Source organism: Frankia sp. EI5c, assembly GCF_001636565.1.
Classification (GTDB): Bacteria; Actinomycetota; Actinomycetes; order Frankiales; family Frankiaceae; genus Parafrankia.
Genome location: NZ_LRTK01000022.1, coordinates 52,900 through 68,431, shown reverse-complemented (window position 1 = coordinate 68,431; position 15,532 = coordinate 52,900). Strand labels below are relative to the sequence as shown.

Sequence of the window (15,532 nt, the reverse complement as noted above, 5' to 3'; positions counted from 1 at the left end):
TTCCGCGGCCGGCGCCGCGGACGTGTCCGCTGCCGCCGTAGGCCGGCCGCCCGCGGGAAGGGCGTCACTGCCCGGACCGCCTCCGGGCTCGCCGCGCCGCTCAGTGCCGGGCAGGGCGCGCGGATCCCACGGCTCCCACGGATGACTCCACCTCAAGCGCGCTCCCGCACCTGTCGGCTCACCGGGCTCACCGGGCTCACCGCCGTGCCTGGCCCACCGGGGATCGGCGGTGGCGGCCGCCGCCGCCCGCCAGGACTCCAGACCCCGGTCGCGCACCGCCGCCTCTGCCGCAGCGGCGCTCTCCCCGCCGGCAGGCCGGGCCCAGGGGCTCCGCCGCTGATGCTCCCCCACCGGTTCCTCCCCCGTCCACGCGGAGACGTCCTGCCCGCCGGACCGGCTTCCCAACCGAGGGCACCTCCCCGGCGCAGACCCGGTCACGCCCGGCACCGGAAACCCGGCCGCCGCCCGCGCACCCACCACCCGCGCTTCGACTCCTGGCGATGGTCGTACCACGCAGAGTAAACAACCGCACACCGCCGGTCGGGTGGATCAGTGGCGCCGCGACCGCCTGCCGGCCCCGCGTGTCGCGGCGAACAGCGCGACGAGCCCGGCGACCAGGACCACACCCACACCGACCTGGGGCCGGACCTCGAAGACATCCGCCGAGATGCCCCGGAAGGAGGACAGCGTCGCCGGCCCGAGCGCGAGGTCCAGGCCTGACACCACGGTCAGCAGCAGGGCGGCCAGCCTGGCCGTCGAGGCGCCGGCCGGGACCCCTCCACCTGGCCACCAGTTCCCCGGTCGGGCGCCGCCACGCAGCCAGATCACCCCCACGGCCAGCAGCGTCAGTCCCGCGACGAGGGTCAGGCGCCCGTCGCCGACCGTCATCCCGGTGAAGGTCCGTGTCTCGTCCCCGCTGCTCAACGTGCTCCAGGGCAGGAACGACGCGACGGCGGCCGCACCCCCGGCGAGAACCAGCAGCCCGGCGTCCCGGCGCCGTGGTGGCACCGCGGCGGCCCGCGGATCCGTGGACGCAGGTTGCCCGTCCTCGGCCGGGGAGTCCGGGAGGCGCTCGTCGAAGGCGTCGGCGGGATGCCGGGTGCGGTCCACCGGACCAGGCCGGTCGACGGGCCGGTCGACGGGCCGCGGCACCTCCCCCGCCCGGGACACGGCGTACCCGGGCGCCGAGACCGCCTCGGGTCGGTGCCAGGGCGCCGCCTCCGGGTCGTCCCGGCTGGGCGCGGCCCGTGGGACGCCGGAGGTGGGGGGCGAGTCCGGGGGCCTTCCGGTCCGGGCGGCGGAGGCACCGCCGCCGGTCTGTTCGGGCACCGCGAGGGCGCCCTTGTCGGCGCTGTCCTGCCCCGGGGACGGTCGGCGTGCGGCCGCGACCCGACGAAGATCGACGCGCATCGTCGGGGAGTCGACGGCGCCGCGGTGGGAGACCGGCGGGGCGGCCGGCTCAGCCGCGGCGGCCGGTGGGGCCGACAGGCCCGCCGCGCCCAGACCCGTGCCCGCGGTGCCTGTCCCGGCCGCGGGCGGTGATCCGCCGGCGGACCGCTCGAACCAGGTCGGGGTGTCCCGTGCCGCGGACCGCTCGGGACCCGGTGCACCTCCCTGCCCCGACCGCGCGGGCGGCGTGGCCGTGGAGCCAGGCGTGGCCGCCGCTCCGGGCGAACCCGTGGGGGCGGGTTTGGAAGCGGGGGCGGGTTTGGGAGCGGGAGCGGGCTTGGAAGCGGGAGCAGGCTTGGAAGCGGGAGCGGGCTTGGCCGCGGCGGCCGGCGGGCCCACGGCGGCGGAACGCGGTGTGAACAGGGACTGATCCCGCTGGCCCTCGTCACGCCCACCCGGAGCCCGGGTCCTCCCCGGCTCGGGCGACCCGGCTGGAGCCGGGGCGGGTTGCGAAGCCGCCCGCCCCGGCTCGGCCGCCACCCCCCGAGCGGGCTGGATCTGGTTACCCTGTCGCGGACGCAGGCTTTCCCTGGCGGCCGGCGAGGAGGACTCCGGCGGACGCGGCGGCGTCGGGGGCGTCGGGGGCGTCGCGGCACCGGGGCGCAGAGCGTCGGGACGGCTGCCCTCGCCGGTCCTGGCCGACGGCCGCAGCGGTGACGACCAGCGCGCGTCAGTCGGTGCCGGGGACGCGGTCGGGGTGCTGCCCGGAGCCGCTCCGGACGGCCGGCCACCCGCCGCGCCGCTCCCCGCCGTGCCGGAGGTCGGCGCACCCGACCTGATGGGGGCTCCCGACCTGATGGGGGCTCCCGACCTGATGGGGGCTCCCGACCTGGTGGGGGCAACTGGCGGCGTCCCCGCCCCAGCCCCCTTCCCGCCGTTGCCCCGGTTTCCGGAGCCGACCTCGTTTCCGGAACCCACCTGGTTCTCCCGGCCGCTCCGCTGGCCGGCGTCGCCCCGGCTCGCGGAGCCGCTCCGCTGGCCGGGGTCGGCCAGCTTCCCGGGCTCGCCGGGCCTGCCCGCTGCGGAATCCGCACCCGCGTCCGGCCTGCCCGGCGCCGTGCTCGGGCCGGAACCCGAACCGGCGCCGGCAGTAGCTGCTCTCCCAGCGGCGCCGGAGCCACCCGACCTGCTGAAAGGTTCGGATTTGAGGGGTCCGTCGGATCGCGGGGGTCCCCCGGGTGCGGCGGACCGGGCCTGTGGAGACGCCCCGGGCCGGCCCGTGCCAGCCCGAGCCGCCCCAGCCTGGGAGGCGTCGGCCGCCTGCGCACCCGCGGGGGGTGCACCGGGCCCCGACCTGCCCTGGACCGTTGATCCGCCGCCCCTGGGCGCGGCCCCCCCGGGCACAGCGCTCCCCCCGGGCACGCGTTCCTCTCGCTTCCCGCCGGCGGCAGGCGACGGGGATCGTACGGGGGCGGCCTGGCGGGTGGGCGCCGCCTGACCGGCAGGCCCTGCCTGACCGGCAGGCGCAGCGGCTGCCGGGGGACGAACAGGCGCCGCCGGCTTGTCGGCCGCCGGAGCCACGGACGCACCGTCCCGCCCGCGGGGCGGCGGACGCAGCACCCCGGGCCTTGTGGGGGCGATGGGACGCCCGGCGTCGGTGGCGGCGGCTCTTCCCGCGGGCGGTACTCCGGTCGGGGCGCCTCCGCTGTTCGCAGCGCTTCGGGTGGGCCCCGGCCCGCCGCCCTGCACGGAGCCTCCGGCGGATGCCGGCCCTCCGCCGGACGCCGGCCGATCAGCGCCGGGCCTATCAGTCGCGGGCTTCCCAGGGGCGGACCGCTCGACACGACGTCCGGCTCCGGCTTCGCTCGCCGCGGGGTTCCCAGCGGTGGACGCTGGTGCGGCCGATGCGGCTGGACGGGGACGACCTGAGACACCGCCCTTGTCCGCACCCGGTCCGGACGCGGGCTTCTCGGCCGGGTCGCCCTGGTCAGCCATGCAATCACTCCCGACGCGCGGCGCTTCCTGCCGGCGGTCCTGACGGGTCGCCGGCGAACCCGGGCGACGGTATCCGTCCGGCGAGGGCCGACGACAGGCGGGCTGGACGATTCGCCTCATTCACCCGCGAACACCTCGGAACACACCAGTCCGACCACCGCCGCCACAACGCCTGCCCGACCAGCGGCTCCGGACGAGGAGGGTGCGTACGGCCAGACCGACGATCCCGCCGCTCAGGCGCGCCGACGGTAACGGATGCGATCGGGCGGGACAACCCTGCCGCCGCGCTTTCGGCCACCTCCGGGCCAGCACGCTCAGCGCCTCACGCCCGGCGGCCCGCCACTGCGAGTCATCGGTCCGGAGGCGTCGAGCAGGCACACCGGATTCCTGCCGGTCGGCCCCGGTCGACGCCGGGTTGATGCCGGACGGCGCCGCCGCTCGTAGCCGCCGGCGGCTCACCACGGGCACCAACCCCGCCATACGGCCCGAAGTACAGGACCAATTACACAGAGAGGTAACGCTGTGGCGGCGGCTACCATACCCCCACAGCGCGTACCCACCAGGCTACGGGCGCGCGTCCGGTACGTCCCGTCTCCGGCATTCGCGCGCCGGTCTCGCGCTCCCGCCACCGTCGATCCGCGATCACATCCCCGTCGAGAAGCGCGGAGACAACGCGCGGATCACGGGAATGTGACGGACGACACATTCACAAAATCGCCGACTAATTCCACTTCGCCACCAGCGAAACGAAGATCAGACACAATTCCAGAGCTTCATACCAACCGGTCGGCACCGCGCGGCCGCCCGGTGGGAGCGCTGTTCACGTTGCAGGGCCCACACCCGACGATTGGGAGGATTCCCGTGTCGACGTCGACGTCCGACGCAGTCTCCGCGGACCTGTCCCTGACCCGGAACTACGTCCGCGACGGAAAAGTCATGCAGATCGCGACACTGGCCGAGAGCGGCGAGCCGGTGGTGTGCAACCTCTGGTACGCGAGTTCCTTCGAGCCTGACCGGCTCCTGTTCATCTCCCGCCCCGACCGCGTGCACTGCCGGAACATCAGAACCGACAAGCGGGTCGCCGGGGCCGTCCTCACCATCGAGCTCGACGGGCTGGGGCAGGAGGTGCAGGGCGTGAGCTTCGCCGGTACGGCCCGCCAGGTTCCGGAGGCCAGCGCCGGCGACCTGCTCCCGATCTACCACCAGCGCTGGCCGCAGGGCAGCGCACTGGCGAATGTCGAGCTGATGCGGGCCGACCCCGACGCACACCGGCTCTACGAGGTCCGGGTCCACCGCTGGATCCTGTTCGACGAGGTCAACCATCCGGACGACCCGCGGCGGGTCATCGAGCTCACGCCCACCCGCTGACTCAGCCGTCAGCGCCGCGCGGCCGGGCCCCGCCGGAGCCGAGCGCGGGATCGTCGAGGCGTGTCGACGCCAGCCCGCTCACCGATCATTTCCGCCGCTGAACAGTTGTGGTTGTGCCCGCCGCGGATGATGCAGTTCGAGCGATCAGATCCGGCGGGCGGCGGGCGGCGACGGTGGCGGGCGCTGTCACCATCACCACGGCCGGCGCCACCACCATGGTGGACGGCTTCGTCGGGCGTGGCCCCGCGGCCCCGGGGCCACGCCCGACGGTCAGAGCGCCGCACCGAGGGCGGTCAGACCGCCTCACCGATGCGGTGCACCCGCATCGCGTTGGTCATGCCGGCCACGCCGGGCGGCGTGCCCGCGACCACGACGACAAGCTCTCCGGGCTGGCAGTAGCCGTTCTTGCGCAGCGCCGTGTCCACCTGCCGGACCATCTCGTCGGTGCTCTCCGCGAAGGGCACGAGGATGGTCTCGACCCCCCACAGCAGCGACATCTGGTTACGTACGGCCGGCAGCGGCGTGAAGGCGAGCACCGGCACCGAGCTGCGGTACCGGATGAGCCGGCGGGCGGTGTCCCCGCTGAGAGTGTGCGCGACCAGGTAGCGCGCGCCCACGGTCTCCCCGACGCTCACCGCGGCCTGGGCGATCGCGCCGCCCAGCGTCCGCGGCTGGGTGCGCAGCGGCGGTATCCGGCCCAGCTCCGCCTCCGCGACCTCGATGATCCGACCCATCGTCGCGGCGGCCTCGACCGGGTACGAGCCGACGCTCGTCTCCGCCGAGAGCATGATCGCGTCCGCACCGTCGAGCACGGCGTTGGCGCAGTCGCTCGCCTCCGCGCGGGTCGGGCGCGGCGCGCTGACCATGGACTCGAGCACCTGGGTGGCGACGATGACCGGCTTGGCCCGCTCGCGCGCGTGGCTCACCGCGCGCTTCTGGACCAGTGGGACATCCTCCAGCGGCAGCTCGACGCCCAGGTCCCCGCGAGCGATCATCAGGCCGTCGAAGGACTCGATGATGCCTTCCAGCTCGTCGACCGCCTGCGGCTTCTCGATCTTCGCCAGGACCGGGATCCGGACGCCGACCTCGTCCATGATCGATCGGACCGCCTGGTAGTCCTCCGCCGAGCGGACGAACGACAGCGCGATCATGTCGACGCCGAGTTCGAGCGCGAAGCGCAGGTCGGAGGCGTCCTTCTCGGACAGCGCGGGGACGGTCAGCGCGGCACNGGGGATGTTCATGCCCTTGTGGTCGCTGACCTTGCCGCCGATCACGACGGTGGTGCGGACGTCGGTGTCCTCGACGCCCTCGATGCGCAGGTTGAGCCGTCCGTCGTCGACGAGGATCGTGTCCCCGGCGGCGACGTCACGGGGAAGGCCCGTGTAGGTGGTGCCGACCTGCTCCTGGTCGCCCAGCACGTCGCGGATCGTGACGGTGAAGTGCTGGCCGGGCAGCAGTGTGACGCCGCCGTCGGCGAACTTGCCGAGGCGGATCTTGGGGCCCTGCAGGTCGGCCAGGATGCCGACGCTGCGACCGGAGGACTCGCCGGCGTCCCGGACCAGGCGGTAGGCGGCGGCGTGCTGTTCATGCGTTCCGTGCGAGAAGTTGAGCCGGGCAATGTCCATTCCGGCGTCTACGAGGGCCCGGACCATCTCCGGCGAGTTGGTGGCCGGGCCGAGGGTGCAAACTATCTTGGCTCTTCGTGGCACGGTCAAAGCCTAAGTAACGAACACACGGGATTGAGCATGGGCCCGGGTGACACACTCGGTCCGCCGGATCCAGGCCGATTGGTCCGAAGAGGTTCCGTGACCGTTTCCCGCCCGGGCGTCCTGATACCTGCTGCGCGCAACGGCACAACAGGCGTACCTTCGCATGGTCCGCCCGCAAGCGCGTGCGGCAGACAGGTACGGGAAAGCCGGCAACGGCGCCGCACGATCCCGGACGTCCAGACAGCGGTAGGTAACCGCCCTGAACCAACCTGGAGCCCGGTCATGACCAACAATCCCGCAATTCACCGACGTGCCTCCGGCGACATCGACATCGCCGTGCCCCACGAAACCGAGCCGTCGGCCGACATCCTGGGCGTCGGGCCGCTCGGCGGAGTGCCCGTGCAGGCGGGCCCGGAGGCTCGGCAGGCAGCTGTCGCCGTCCCGGAGGCCGCCTGATCGGCCACCGCGCCGCTGGCGCACCGGCCCCGACCCTGGGTCGTGGGTGTGCCGGGTCCGTCGTGCCAAGGTGTGCGACGGACCCGGCACCGCACCCCGACCTGAGCCGCGACCGGTCAGCAACCACCAACGCGACCGGTCAGCCACTACCCATCAGAGCTGGTGTCGCACGTCGCCGCGCCGGTGCTGTCCGCGTCGCCCAGGTACCCGGTAGCCGGGTTCCCGGCGGCCAGTCGCCGAAGAGCCTCGGCCTCGGCCTCCCCGCTGCGGGCGATGGCAGGGCCGCGGGTCTGCCGCAGCAGGGCCTTCGTCTCCGCCGCGGCTTCCCGCGGGACGGCGAGGACCCGGTCGGCGAGGCGATCCGCCTCCGCGTCGACCACCGCGGCCGGAACGGCCAGGGCGGCGAGTCCGAGCCGGACCGCGTCCGGCGCCGGGACCGCCTCACCCGTCAGACACAGATGCAGGGCGCGTTCGTAGCCGAGCGCCTCGACCAGTGCCGCGGTGACTCCCATGGTGGGGACGCGGCCGTGGGCGGGCTCGGGGAGGCACAGCGCCGAGTTTTCGGCCATCACCCGCAGGTCGCAGGCGAGAGCGAGGGCGAGGCCCACCCCTGAGGTACGGCCTGCCAGGACGGCGATGCTTGTCAGGTCCGCCCGTTCGGACAGCCGGTGCGCCACCCGGGTCCACCGGCCGAGGTCACCACCGGACGCGTCGAGCGCGGGCCGCGGGATCCCGACCGGCCCTTGCGATCCGGCCGGTTCCCGCGACCCGGCCGGTCCGTGCGACTCGGGTGGCTCGGGTGTCCCCCGAACTTCGGGTGTACCCGGAAGCTCGGGGGCCCCCGGAAGCCGGTGAAGTCCGCGAACGAGGACGACACGAACATCGCCACGCAGGTCGCGCAGCGCGTCATCCATCGCCGCGGCCAAACCGCCCGCGGCGACCGGAGCCGCACCCGCCACACCCGATCCATGACTACTTACCGTGAGCGAAACGCAGGGACCGGTCGTGACCACGACCAGCCTGGCCGCCGCCGCATCGGACGCGGCGACGACCGGCACGCTCATGGTCAGGAGCTTTTCTTCTTGGTCCCCCGGGTCGCGCCGCCACGTCCACGCAGAGTCGTGCCCGATTCGGACAGGATGCGGTGGACAAACCCGTACGAACGACCCGACGACTCCGCGAGCAGGCGAATGCTCTGTCCGGACTCGTACTTCTTCCGAAGTTCGGCAGCGAGCTTGTCTCGCTCCGCCCCGGTGATCCGGGTTCCTTTCCTAAGCTCGGCCAACGTGGCCCCCTCCGTGTTCGATGATCTGCGAACCGATCTTCACCCAGCTTCGGTGCCGGCGCCACTCGAAGCCCGTGTGATCCATCACACGCGGTTGAGCAGTCACCGGGACAGGGTCGCATGCGGACACCGCCCCGACCCCGACCGTTCCCCCGCCCGGCCGCATGGTCCCTGACCTGCAAAACCACGCCCGACAACCGGATCTGCCGCCCGAAACGGGCATCACCCACAGGCCGGGAGCCGGATCAGGCACGGGCTTCCCCGCAACGCGCCGAACATCGTTACCGACGGTACATCCGGATCGGCTCACCCGCGCGGATCCACGGCCCGCAAAGACTGGTTACGGTGCATGCATGGTCAACGGCCGGCCGGCCGGCGCGGACGGCACCCCCTCCGGCGTCACCGGCGTCCGGCCCTCGACCGCAACGCGAGGAGCACCTCCGGGCGCGAAGGGTGGCCGGACGACGAGCCGGCCGAAACGAGACCTGATGAGCGGGAGGGACCTGGACGCGCCAAAAGAAGCGGGTGCCGGCCACGTCGGGCGCATCGCCCGACGTTCGGTCCCCTCCCCGGAGACCCGGGCCGCGGTGCGGGCGCAGGCTGTCGACCTCGGGCTCTGGCTCGCCGCCGCCGCGTTCGGCCTGCTGGTCGCCAGTCTCGTCATCCGAACCGGCGTCGAGCTGACCGGGTCACGAACGGCGACGGAACCCGTCCGGGGCCTGGCCGCGGCCGGAGCGGAGCGGGCCGCGGCACCGTTCCGGCTCGCGTGGCGGGCGCCCCGGCTGGCACCGGCCGTGCTCCTGCCCGTGTCGGTGGCCATCGTCACGCTCGCGCTCGCCCGTCGGAGCACCCGCGTTCGCTGGGCCGTCCTGCTGTTGCTCGGCTTCGCCGGCTCGCTGGCCTGGAGCGTCGCGCTGGCCGCCGCGGCCGGCCCGGACCTTTCCGGTGGCCTTCGCCCACCGCCGGCCTATCTGGCCGCTGCCCGCGCCGTCGGTGACGATCCACTCGGCTACCTGGCGGACTGGGGATCCGGACCGCCCACCGGGTCCCCAGCGGCCGCGACAGCGGCGACAGCCGACGGCGGCGCCGTGCTCGTCCCGGGTCCCGCGGAGCTCGCCGGGCATCCCCCGGGTCCGATCCTGCTGGTCTGGACCCTGGACAGGCTCGGCATCGGCGGTGTGGCGGGCAGCGGCGAGGCGGTGGCTCTCGGGCTGGCACTGACGGTGCTGACAGCCGCGGCGGTCCCACTGGTGGCCGTCGCGGTCCGCTCGCTGTGCCACGAGACGGCGGCCCGCCGGGCGGTGCCGGTACTCGTGCTGACGCCTTGGGCGCTGTGGGCGGCGGCGTCACCGGAGGCGGTGACCATCCTGCCGGCCGCGGCCGCACTGGCCGTCGGTGTGGTCGGGTGTGAGCCGGGACGGCGCTGGCCGCTGCTGTGGGCGCTGGCGTCCGGACTGTTGCTGGGCGTCACCAGCCTGTTCGACTACGCGGCGGTCTGGCTGGGAGTGGGCGTCGCGGCCGCCTACTTCGTCCGGCGGCGACCGCTCATGAACGTCTTCACCGGCCTGGGGGCCCTGCTCCCCTTCTGGCTGTTCTTCGCCTGGGGCTTCTCCTGGCCGGACGGCCTCGCCGGCGCGCGGGCGAGCGCCGGCGTCACCACGATGCTGGCCTGGCTCGCGATGGACGTCGCCGTCGTGGTGCTGGCCGGCGGGCCGGTGCTGGCCCGGGCCGTCCGACGCGTCCGGCTGACCCCGGGCTGGCCGTTCCTGGTCGGAGCGGGCTCGGCCACGCTTTTCAGCCTCTGTGCCGGGCTGGCCTGGGGCGGGGTGGAGCAGGCCTGGCTGCCGCTGGCACCCTGGTTGGCGGTTGCCGCACTGGCACCGCGGCCCCGCCCGGACGGCCCCGGGGACACAGTCCGGGCGGGCGATCTACCGATGCTCCTGCTCGGTGCGAGCGCTCTCGTCGCGGTGATCCTGCGGGTGGTCCTCAGCGGCGGCTGACGGGACGGGCGAGGACCCGTCGGCGTCCTGGCGAGGCATGTCGGGTTCGAGGTAGACCCGGACCGCCGAGGGCACGGCCGCTCGCAGCAGATCCTCGGCGCCGTTGATGGCGGCGGCGACCTGGACCGTGGTCAGCTCGGATTCAAGCCCGATCTTGGCCGCCACCAGCAGCTCGTCCGGCCCCAGATGCAGGGTGCGCATGTGGATCACACTGGTGACCGCCGGAGCGGAGGCCAGCGTCCGGCGGATCGTGTCGACCGTGGCGGGTGCGGCCGCCTCCCCGACGAGCATCCCGTAGGTCTCCATCGCGACGATCACCGCGACGACCAGGAGCAGCACGCCGATCGCGACGGTGCCCGCGGCGTCCCAGAGCGGCTCGTCGAGCAGCAGCGTCAGCCCGACGCCGCCGAGGGCCAGCAGCAGGCCACACAGGGCCGCGAGGTCCTCCAGCAGCACGACGGGCAGCTCCGGCGAGCGGGCGTCCCGGATGAACCGCCACCAGGACGCCGAGCCCTTGAGGCCCCGCGACTCCTTGATCGCGGTGCGGAAGGAGAAGCTTTCCAGCGCGATGGCGATCCCGAGGACCACCACCGCGACCAGCCCGCTCTCCAGCTCGTGGGGGTGCCGCAGCTTCTCGACACCCTCGTAGACGGAGAAGAGCCCACCCACGCTGAACAGCACGATGCCGACGAGGAAGCCGGCGATGTAGCGGGAGCGGCCGTAGCCGAAGGGGTGCTCCTCGTCCGCCGACTGCCTGGCCTGCCGCTGACCGAGCAGCAGCAGAGCCTGGTTGCTGGAGTCCGCGACCGAGTGGATCGACTCGGCCAGCATCGAGGAGGACCGGGTGAACAGGAACGCCACGAACTTCGCGACCGCGATGCCCAGATTCGCCAGCAGCGCCGCCACGACTGCCTTGGTGCCGCCTTCCGCGCTCACGCGCCCCCGCTCTCGTAGCCCGTCGTCTGCCGTGACCGGGTGCCCTCGGCACCCGGACTGATCGCCCAGTGTGTCAAGTCGCCACCGCGGGCGCCTCGCCGGGTGGGCGCCGCTCAGGCCAGCGCGACGAGGTCCGCCAGGTCGGGCGACCAGGTGTCCTCGACACCGTCCGGCAGCATGAGGACCTTGTCGGGGCTGAGCGCCTCGACCGCGCCCGGGTCGTGGGTGACGAGGACCACCGCGCCGCGGTAGGTCCGCAGTGCGCTCAGGACCTCGTCCCGCGAGGCGGGGTCGAGGTTGTTGGTCGGCTCGTCCAGCAGCAGCACGTTGGCGGAGCTGCAGACCAGGCCGGCCAGCGCCAGCCGCGTCTTCTCGCCGCCGGAGAGCGTCTCGGCCCGCTGCTCCACCGTGTCGCCGCTGAACAGAAAGGCACCCAGGATGCGCCGCAGGTCCACGTCCGACGCGGTGGGTGCCGCCGCGCGCATGTTGTCGAGGACCGACTGGGAGGTGTCCAGGGTCTCGTGCTCCTGGGCGTAGTAGCCCAGCCGCAGGCCGTGCCCGGGATGGACCTCACCNGCGTCGGGCGGCTCCTGGCCGGCGAGCATCCGCAGCAGGGTCGTCTTGCCGGCGCCGTTGAGGCCCAGGACGACGACCCTGGTGCCGCGGTCGATCGCCAGGTCCACTCCGGTGAAGACCTCCAGCGAGCCGTAGGACTTCGACAGGCCGGTGGCCGTGAGCGGGGTGCGCCCGCAGGGCGCCGGGTCGGGGAACCGGAGTCTGGCGACGCGGTCGGCGACCCGGACCTCGGCGAGGCCGGCCGCGAGGCGCTCGGCCCGGCGGTCCATCTGGTGGGCCGCCCGGGCCTTCGTGGCCTTGGCACGCATCTTGTCCGCCTGCGCCCGCAGCGAGTCGATCTTCTTCTCCGCGTTGGCGCGCTCCCGCCGGCGCCGCCGCTCGTCCTGCTCGCGCTGGGTGAGGTAGGTCTTCCAGGCGACGTTGTAGACGTCGAGCGCGGCCCGGTTGGCGTCGAGGTGGAAGACCTTGTTCACGCTCTTGTCCAGCAGGTCCACGTCGTGGCTGATCACGATGAGGCCACCGGAGTGCGCGCGCAGGAAGTCACGCAGCCAGGTGATCGAGTCGGCGTCGAGGTGGTTGGTGGGTTCGTCGAGCAGCAGGGTCGCGTCGGAGTTGCCCGAGCCGGCGAACAGGATGCGGGCCAGTTCGACCCGGCGCCGCTGACCGCCGGACAGCGTGCCGATCGGCTGGGCGAGAACCCGGTCGGGCAGACCCAGTGAGGAGCAGATCCGCGCCGCCTCCGCCTCGGCCGCGTAGCCGCCGAGCGTCCCGAACCGCTCCTCCAGCCGGCCGTACCGGCGGACCGCCGCGTCCCGCGCGGTCTCGTCGACGAGTTCGGCCATCTCCACGTGCAGCTTTTCCATCTCGCGCAGGATCGCGTCGAGCCCGCGGGCGGCGAGCACCCTGTCCCGCGCGGTGTCCGCGAGGTCTCCGGTGCGCGGGTCCTGCGGCAGGTAGCCGAGCTCCCCGCGGATGTCGACCTTGCCGGCGAACGGCAGGGTCTCCCCCGACAACGTCTTCAGCAGCGTCGTCTTCCCGGCACCGTTGCGGCCCACGAGGCCGATGCGATCGCCGGGCTGTACCCGGAAGGAGACCGGCTCGATCAGTGTTCGGGCTCCGGCCCGGAGCTCAAGCTCGGACACAATGATCATGAGGGTCGGCCTCTTTCGTACATCGGATTCGTGCGTGTATCAGCTGCCTGACGGATGGCCGCGCGGCACCGGGGTAGCGGCGGACGCCCGCGTCACGACGCGGCAGAGGTCATGCTCTCCAGGGTACGGGCCGCGGCCATGGGCACCGCGGGCGTCCCGGGCGGTCCCGGCTGTGACTCCCGCCCATGACGTGCGTCCCTGATGCGGCGCGGGTACTCCCTTCCCAGGTCGTGGGCGTTGCCGCCGGGTTCCGGCGGCCGAAGCTCCGGACACGGGAGGTCACGATGACGACGACGTACCGGCAACAGCGGCAGACGCAGCACCGGAGCCCGCTGTGGTCGAGCCTGGCCGTGCTGGGAATCGCCTCGACCGTCCTGGGCGTGCTGCTGATCGCCAACCCCTTCAGCACCGCCGGGGGGCTGGCGATGATCGCCGGAGTGGCTCTGCTGGTCTCCGGCATCGGCGAGATCGTGTCCGCCGTGCGCGCCGAGCACAGCGGCACCACCGTCCTGTACGGAGTGCTCACCGCCGCCGCCGGGGTCGTGATCCTGGTGTGGCCGCATGTGACCCTGCGCGTGATCGCGCTCGTCGTCGGAGCCGCGCTGATCGTCGGCGGCGTCGTCCGCGCGCTGCTGGTCCTGGCGAGCCGGCGGGCCGGCCACGCCCCGGGCCGCAACCGGAGCCTGGTGATCGCCGGCCTCGCCGTCGTCCTCGGCGTCCTCGCCGTCTGCTGGCCGGCGGCCACGGTCGCGGTCCTGGCCGTCCTGTTCGGGATCCAGCTCGTCGTCACCGGCGTCACCGAGGTGCTGATCGGGCTCGCGCTTCGCCCCTGACGGCGGCGACGGCCACCGCGGCCCACCAGCCGGCTGTCAGTCGACGATCCGCTTGCGCCAGTGCGCGATGGAGTCCGGGCTCGCGCCGCGGTCGAGCAACCACGCCTGCGGCCCGTCCGGATCGGCGTCGATGATGGCGAGCACCTGCTCGACGGCCTCCCGGGAGACCTCGCTCACCGCCCGGGACGCCGTCCTCGCCCCGGGCAGGAGCGACTGCCCCCGCAGCCGCCGCAGCACCCCCGGCATGTTGGCGCCGGTGGCCAGGTAGTCGGCGATCACCTGCTCGCGGCCGACCCCGGCCAGCCGCAGCAGGAGGGCGACCACGATCCCGGTGCGGTCCTTGCCGGCGGCGCAGTGCACCAGCAGCGGCCCCGGCGCCTCGGCGGCGAGGTCCACGATCTCCACCAGCCGGGGAGCGGCGATGTCGAGGATCGCGGTGTACAGCGAGCGCAGACCACCGGCGAGCGCGTCCGGGCCGACGGAGTCGCTGGCCCGGCCGGTCTCCTCGCCGAGCAACGGCATGATGTGCACCTCGGAGCCCAGCAGGGACAGCGGATGCGGGGAGCTTCCCCGCTCGACCGCCGACCGCAGGTCGACCACCGTGGGCGGCGGCCAGGTGAAGTCACCCACGGGCAGGGCGTCCCCCACCCGTGGCATGTCGCTGCGGTAGAGCACACCCGGCCGGATGACCTGGCCGGCGTCCGTGGTCATGCCACCGACATCCCGCAGATTGGCCAGCCGTACCGTGGAGATCTCATCCGTACCCATCCGCAGTCCTCCCGAGAGCCCGATGCCCGGGACGGGACCGGCCTGCGGCCCCGCCACCTGGGCGTCCCAACCGCCGGCCTCGTGACCGTGCCGGCGGGCGCCCGGCCACGGCCCCGACGAGGAGGCGGGCCCGGCGGCAAAACGATCTGACGAGGTCGTCGCCCCGTCAGCGCGGGGCGGGCGGCCGCACCCCATCCTCTTCGAAGAGTGTGGCCTCATGCGGGGCAACGGGCTTCGCGCCCGGGCCGGCCGCCGCACCGCTCGCCTCCACCGCGGGTGCGTCCACCGGATCGACGAGGTGTGGGGAGTCGTTGCGCACACTCCCCACCGCGGACGAGACCGGATGCGCGGTGAACACCCCGGCGGGCGCCGGCCGCAGGATGCCCGTGAGCGCGGCCGGATCCCGCACCTCCGGATCGATCCACCGGGACCAGGCCGAGCGCGGGACCACGACCGGCGACCGGTCGTGCAGGAACTCCAAACCCGGGGCCGCGTCGGTCGTGAGGATCGTGAACGTCGTCAGCGGCTGCTCGCCGTGCCGCCAGACCTCGTAGAGGCCGGCGAAGGCGAACAGGCCGTCCGCACCCGGATGACCGGCGGGATGGACGTAGTAGGGCTGCCCCCGGCGGGCCCCTTCGACCCGCTGCCACTCGTAGAAGCCGGTGGCCGGGACCAGGCAGCGCCTGGCGGCGAACGCCGCCCGGAACGCCGGTTTCGCCGCCACCGTCTCCGCCCGCGCGTTGATCAGACGGCTGCCGATCGACCGGTCCCTGGCCCAGGACGGCACCAGCCCCCAGGTCGCCAGGCGCAGCACGCGATCGGGCCCGCCGGCAACGGGACCGCCGGCAACGGGACCGGCCGCGGAGGCCCCGCCGACACCGGGATCGGCCGCCGCGACCGCCCCACCGGACGCGGCCGCGGGACGCGACGCGGCCACGATCGGCATCTCGGTGGTCGGGGCCACGTTGTAGCTCTCGCGGACGCGGCCGCCCGTCTCGTCGACGGCGGACATCGCCGCCGCGAGATCATCCGCGCTGAGCGTCTGGGTGTACCTGCCGCACATCGT

General features: G+C 73.9%; 12 protein-coding genes and 2 pseudogenes. 4 read left to right on the top strand and 10 right to left on the bottom strand.

Annotated elements, in window-relative coordinates:
• Positions 1-549: 549 nt before the first annotated feature.
• Complete coding sequence (locus UG55_RS12805) at positions 550-1,410, bottom strand: hypothetical protein (protein ID WP_066067479.1); 861 nt, start codon at positions 1,408-1,410, stop codon at positions 550-552.
• Positions 1,411-4,245: 2,835 nt separating this feature from the next.
• Between UG55_RS12805 and UG55_RS12800 the strand changes: the two genes are divergently transcribed.
• A complete protein-coding gene (locus tag UG55_RS12800; RefSeq protein ID WP_066067475.1) occupies positions 4,246-4,752 on the top strand; it encodes a pyridoxamine 5'-phosphate oxidase family protein in 507 nt (168 codons plus the stop codon).
• A 293-nt stretch (positions 4,753-5,045) separates the two neighbouring features.
• Here UG55_RS12800 and pyk read toward each other — a convergent pair.
• Together pyk and UG55_RS36310 are read right to left on the bottom strand one after the other, a co-directional pair.
• Positions 5,046-5,980 (bottom strand): annotated as a pseudogene (gene pyk, locus UG55_RS12795) (pyruvate kinase); the annotation flags it as partial.
• Position 5,981: 1 nt separating this feature from the next.
• Positions 5,982-6,461, bottom strand: a 480-nt coding sequence (locus UG55_RS36310; protein ID WP_304440407.1) for a pyruvate kinase, incomplete at its 3' end; no start/stop codon positions are given.
• A 282-nt stretch (positions 6,462-6,743) separates the two neighbouring features.
• Between UG55_RS36310 and UG55_RS29115 the strand changes: the two genes are divergently transcribed.
• Positions 6,744-6,917: a hypothetical protein gene (locus tag UG55_RS29115; RefSeq protein WP_157901511.1), complete on the top strand. Its 174-nt coding sequence runs from the start codon at positions 6,744-6,746 to the stop codon at positions 6,915-6,917.
• Positions 6,918-7,063: 146 nt separating this feature from the next.
• On the opposite strand, the gene UG55_RS12790 is transcribed toward UG55_RS29115, so the two are convergent.
• Positions 7,064-7,981, bottom strand: a complete 918-nt coding sequence (locus UG55_RS12790) for an enoyl-CoA hydratase/isomerase family protein (RefSeq protein WP_083986732.1) — start codon at positions 7,979-7,981, stop codon at positions 7,064-7,066.
• Positions 7,982-7,983: 2 nt separating this feature from the next.
• Positions 7,984-8,202, bottom strand: a complete 219-nt coding sequence (locus tag UG55_RS27245) for a helix-turn-helix domain-containing protein (RefSeq protein ID WP_006545344.1) — start codon at positions 8,200-8,202, stop codon at positions 7,984-7,986.
• Between the two features lie 488 nt (positions 8,203-8,690).
• Here UG55_RS27245 and UG55_RS12785 point away from each other — a divergent pair, with 488 nt between their 5' ends.
• Positions 8,691-10,202, top strand: a complete 1,512-nt coding sequence (locus UG55_RS12785) for a hypothetical protein (RefSeq protein ID WP_242424254.1) — start codon at positions 8,691-8,693, stop codon at positions 10,200-10,202.
• On the opposite strand, the gene UG55_RS12780 is transcribed toward UG55_RS12785, so the two are convergent.
• The 3 genes and pseudogenes from UG55_RS12780 to UG55_RS12775 form a co-directional block, all read right to left on the bottom strand.
• Positions 10,131-11,138, bottom strand: coding sequence for a cation diffusion facilitator family transporter (locus UG55_RS12780; RefSeq protein WP_066067468.1), 1,008 nt, complete (start codon positions 11,136-11,138; stop codon positions 10,131-10,133). The two genes, UG55_RS12785 and UG55_RS12780, sit on opposite strands and share 72 nt — an antisense overlap.
• Positions 11,139-11,251: 113 nt before the next feature.
• Positions 11,252-11,713 (bottom strand): annotated as a pseudogene (locus tag UG55_RS36305) (ATP-binding cassette domain-containing protein); the annotation flags it as partial.
• Position 11,714: 1 nt separating this feature from the next.
• Positions 11,715-12,865: ABC-F family ATP-binding cassette domain-containing protein (locus UG55_RS12775; protein ID WP_242424253.1), on the bottom strand; the 1,151-nt coding region annotated here is incomplete at its 3' end.
• Positions 12,866-13,149: 284 nt separating this feature from the next.
• On the opposite strand from UG55_RS12775, the gene UG55_RS12770 reads away from it, so the two are divergent.
• A complete protein-coding gene (locus tag UG55_RS12770; RefSeq protein ID WP_066067708.1) occupies positions 13,150-13,698 on the top strand; it encodes an HdeD family acid-resistance protein in 549 nt (182 codons plus the stop codon).
• 36 nt (positions 13,699-13,734) lie between these two features.
• On the opposite strand, the gene UG55_RS12765 is transcribed toward UG55_RS12770, so the two are convergent.
• On the bottom strand, positions 13,735-14,466 hold the full coding sequence (locus UG55_RS12765) for a tyrosine-protein phosphatase (RefSeq protein ID WP_066067462.1): 732 nt from the start codon (positions 14,464-14,466) through the stop codon (positions 13,735-13,737).
• Positions 14,467-14,632: 166 nt separating this feature from the next.
• A complete protein-coding gene (locus UG55_RS12760; RefSeq protein WP_066067459.1) occupies positions 14,633-15,529 on the bottom strand; it encodes an SOS response-associated peptidase in 897 nt (298 codons plus the stop codon).
• Positions 15,530-15,532: the final 3 nt, after the last annotated feature.

What these genes read in the sequence shown, in the direction of transcription:
- UG55_RS29115 (WP_157901511.1), top strand. Translation starts at nt 6,744, where the DNA reads ATGACCAACAATCCCGCAATTCACCGACGTGCCTCCGGCGACATCGAC.
- UG55_RS12765 (WP_066067462.1), bottom strand. Translation starts at nt 14,466, where the DNA reads ATGGGTACGGATGAGATCTCCACGGTACGGCTGGCCAATCTGCGGGAT.
- UG55_RS12760 (WP_066067459.1), bottom strand. Translation starts at nt 15,529, where the DNA reads ATGTGCGGCAGGTACACCCAGACGCTCAGCGCGGATGATCTCGCGGCG.
- UG55_RS12770 (WP_066067708.1), top strand. Translation starts at nt 13,150, where the DNA reads ATGACGACGACGTACCGGCAACAGCGGCAGACGCAGCACCGGAGCCCG.
- UG55_RS12785 (WP_242424254.1), top strand. Translation starts at nt 8,691, where the DNA reads ATGAGCGGGAGGGACCTGGACGCGCCAAAAGAAGCGGGTGCCGGCCAC.
- UG55_RS12790 (WP_083986732.1), bottom strand. Translation starts at nt 7,981, where the DNA reads ATGAGCGTGCCGGTCGTCGCCGCGTCCGATGCGGCGGCGGCCAGGCTG.
- UG55_RS12805 (WP_066067479.1), bottom strand. Translation starts at nt 1,410, where the DNA reads ATGCGCGTCGATCTTCGTCGGGTCGCGGCCGCACGCCGACCGTCCCCG.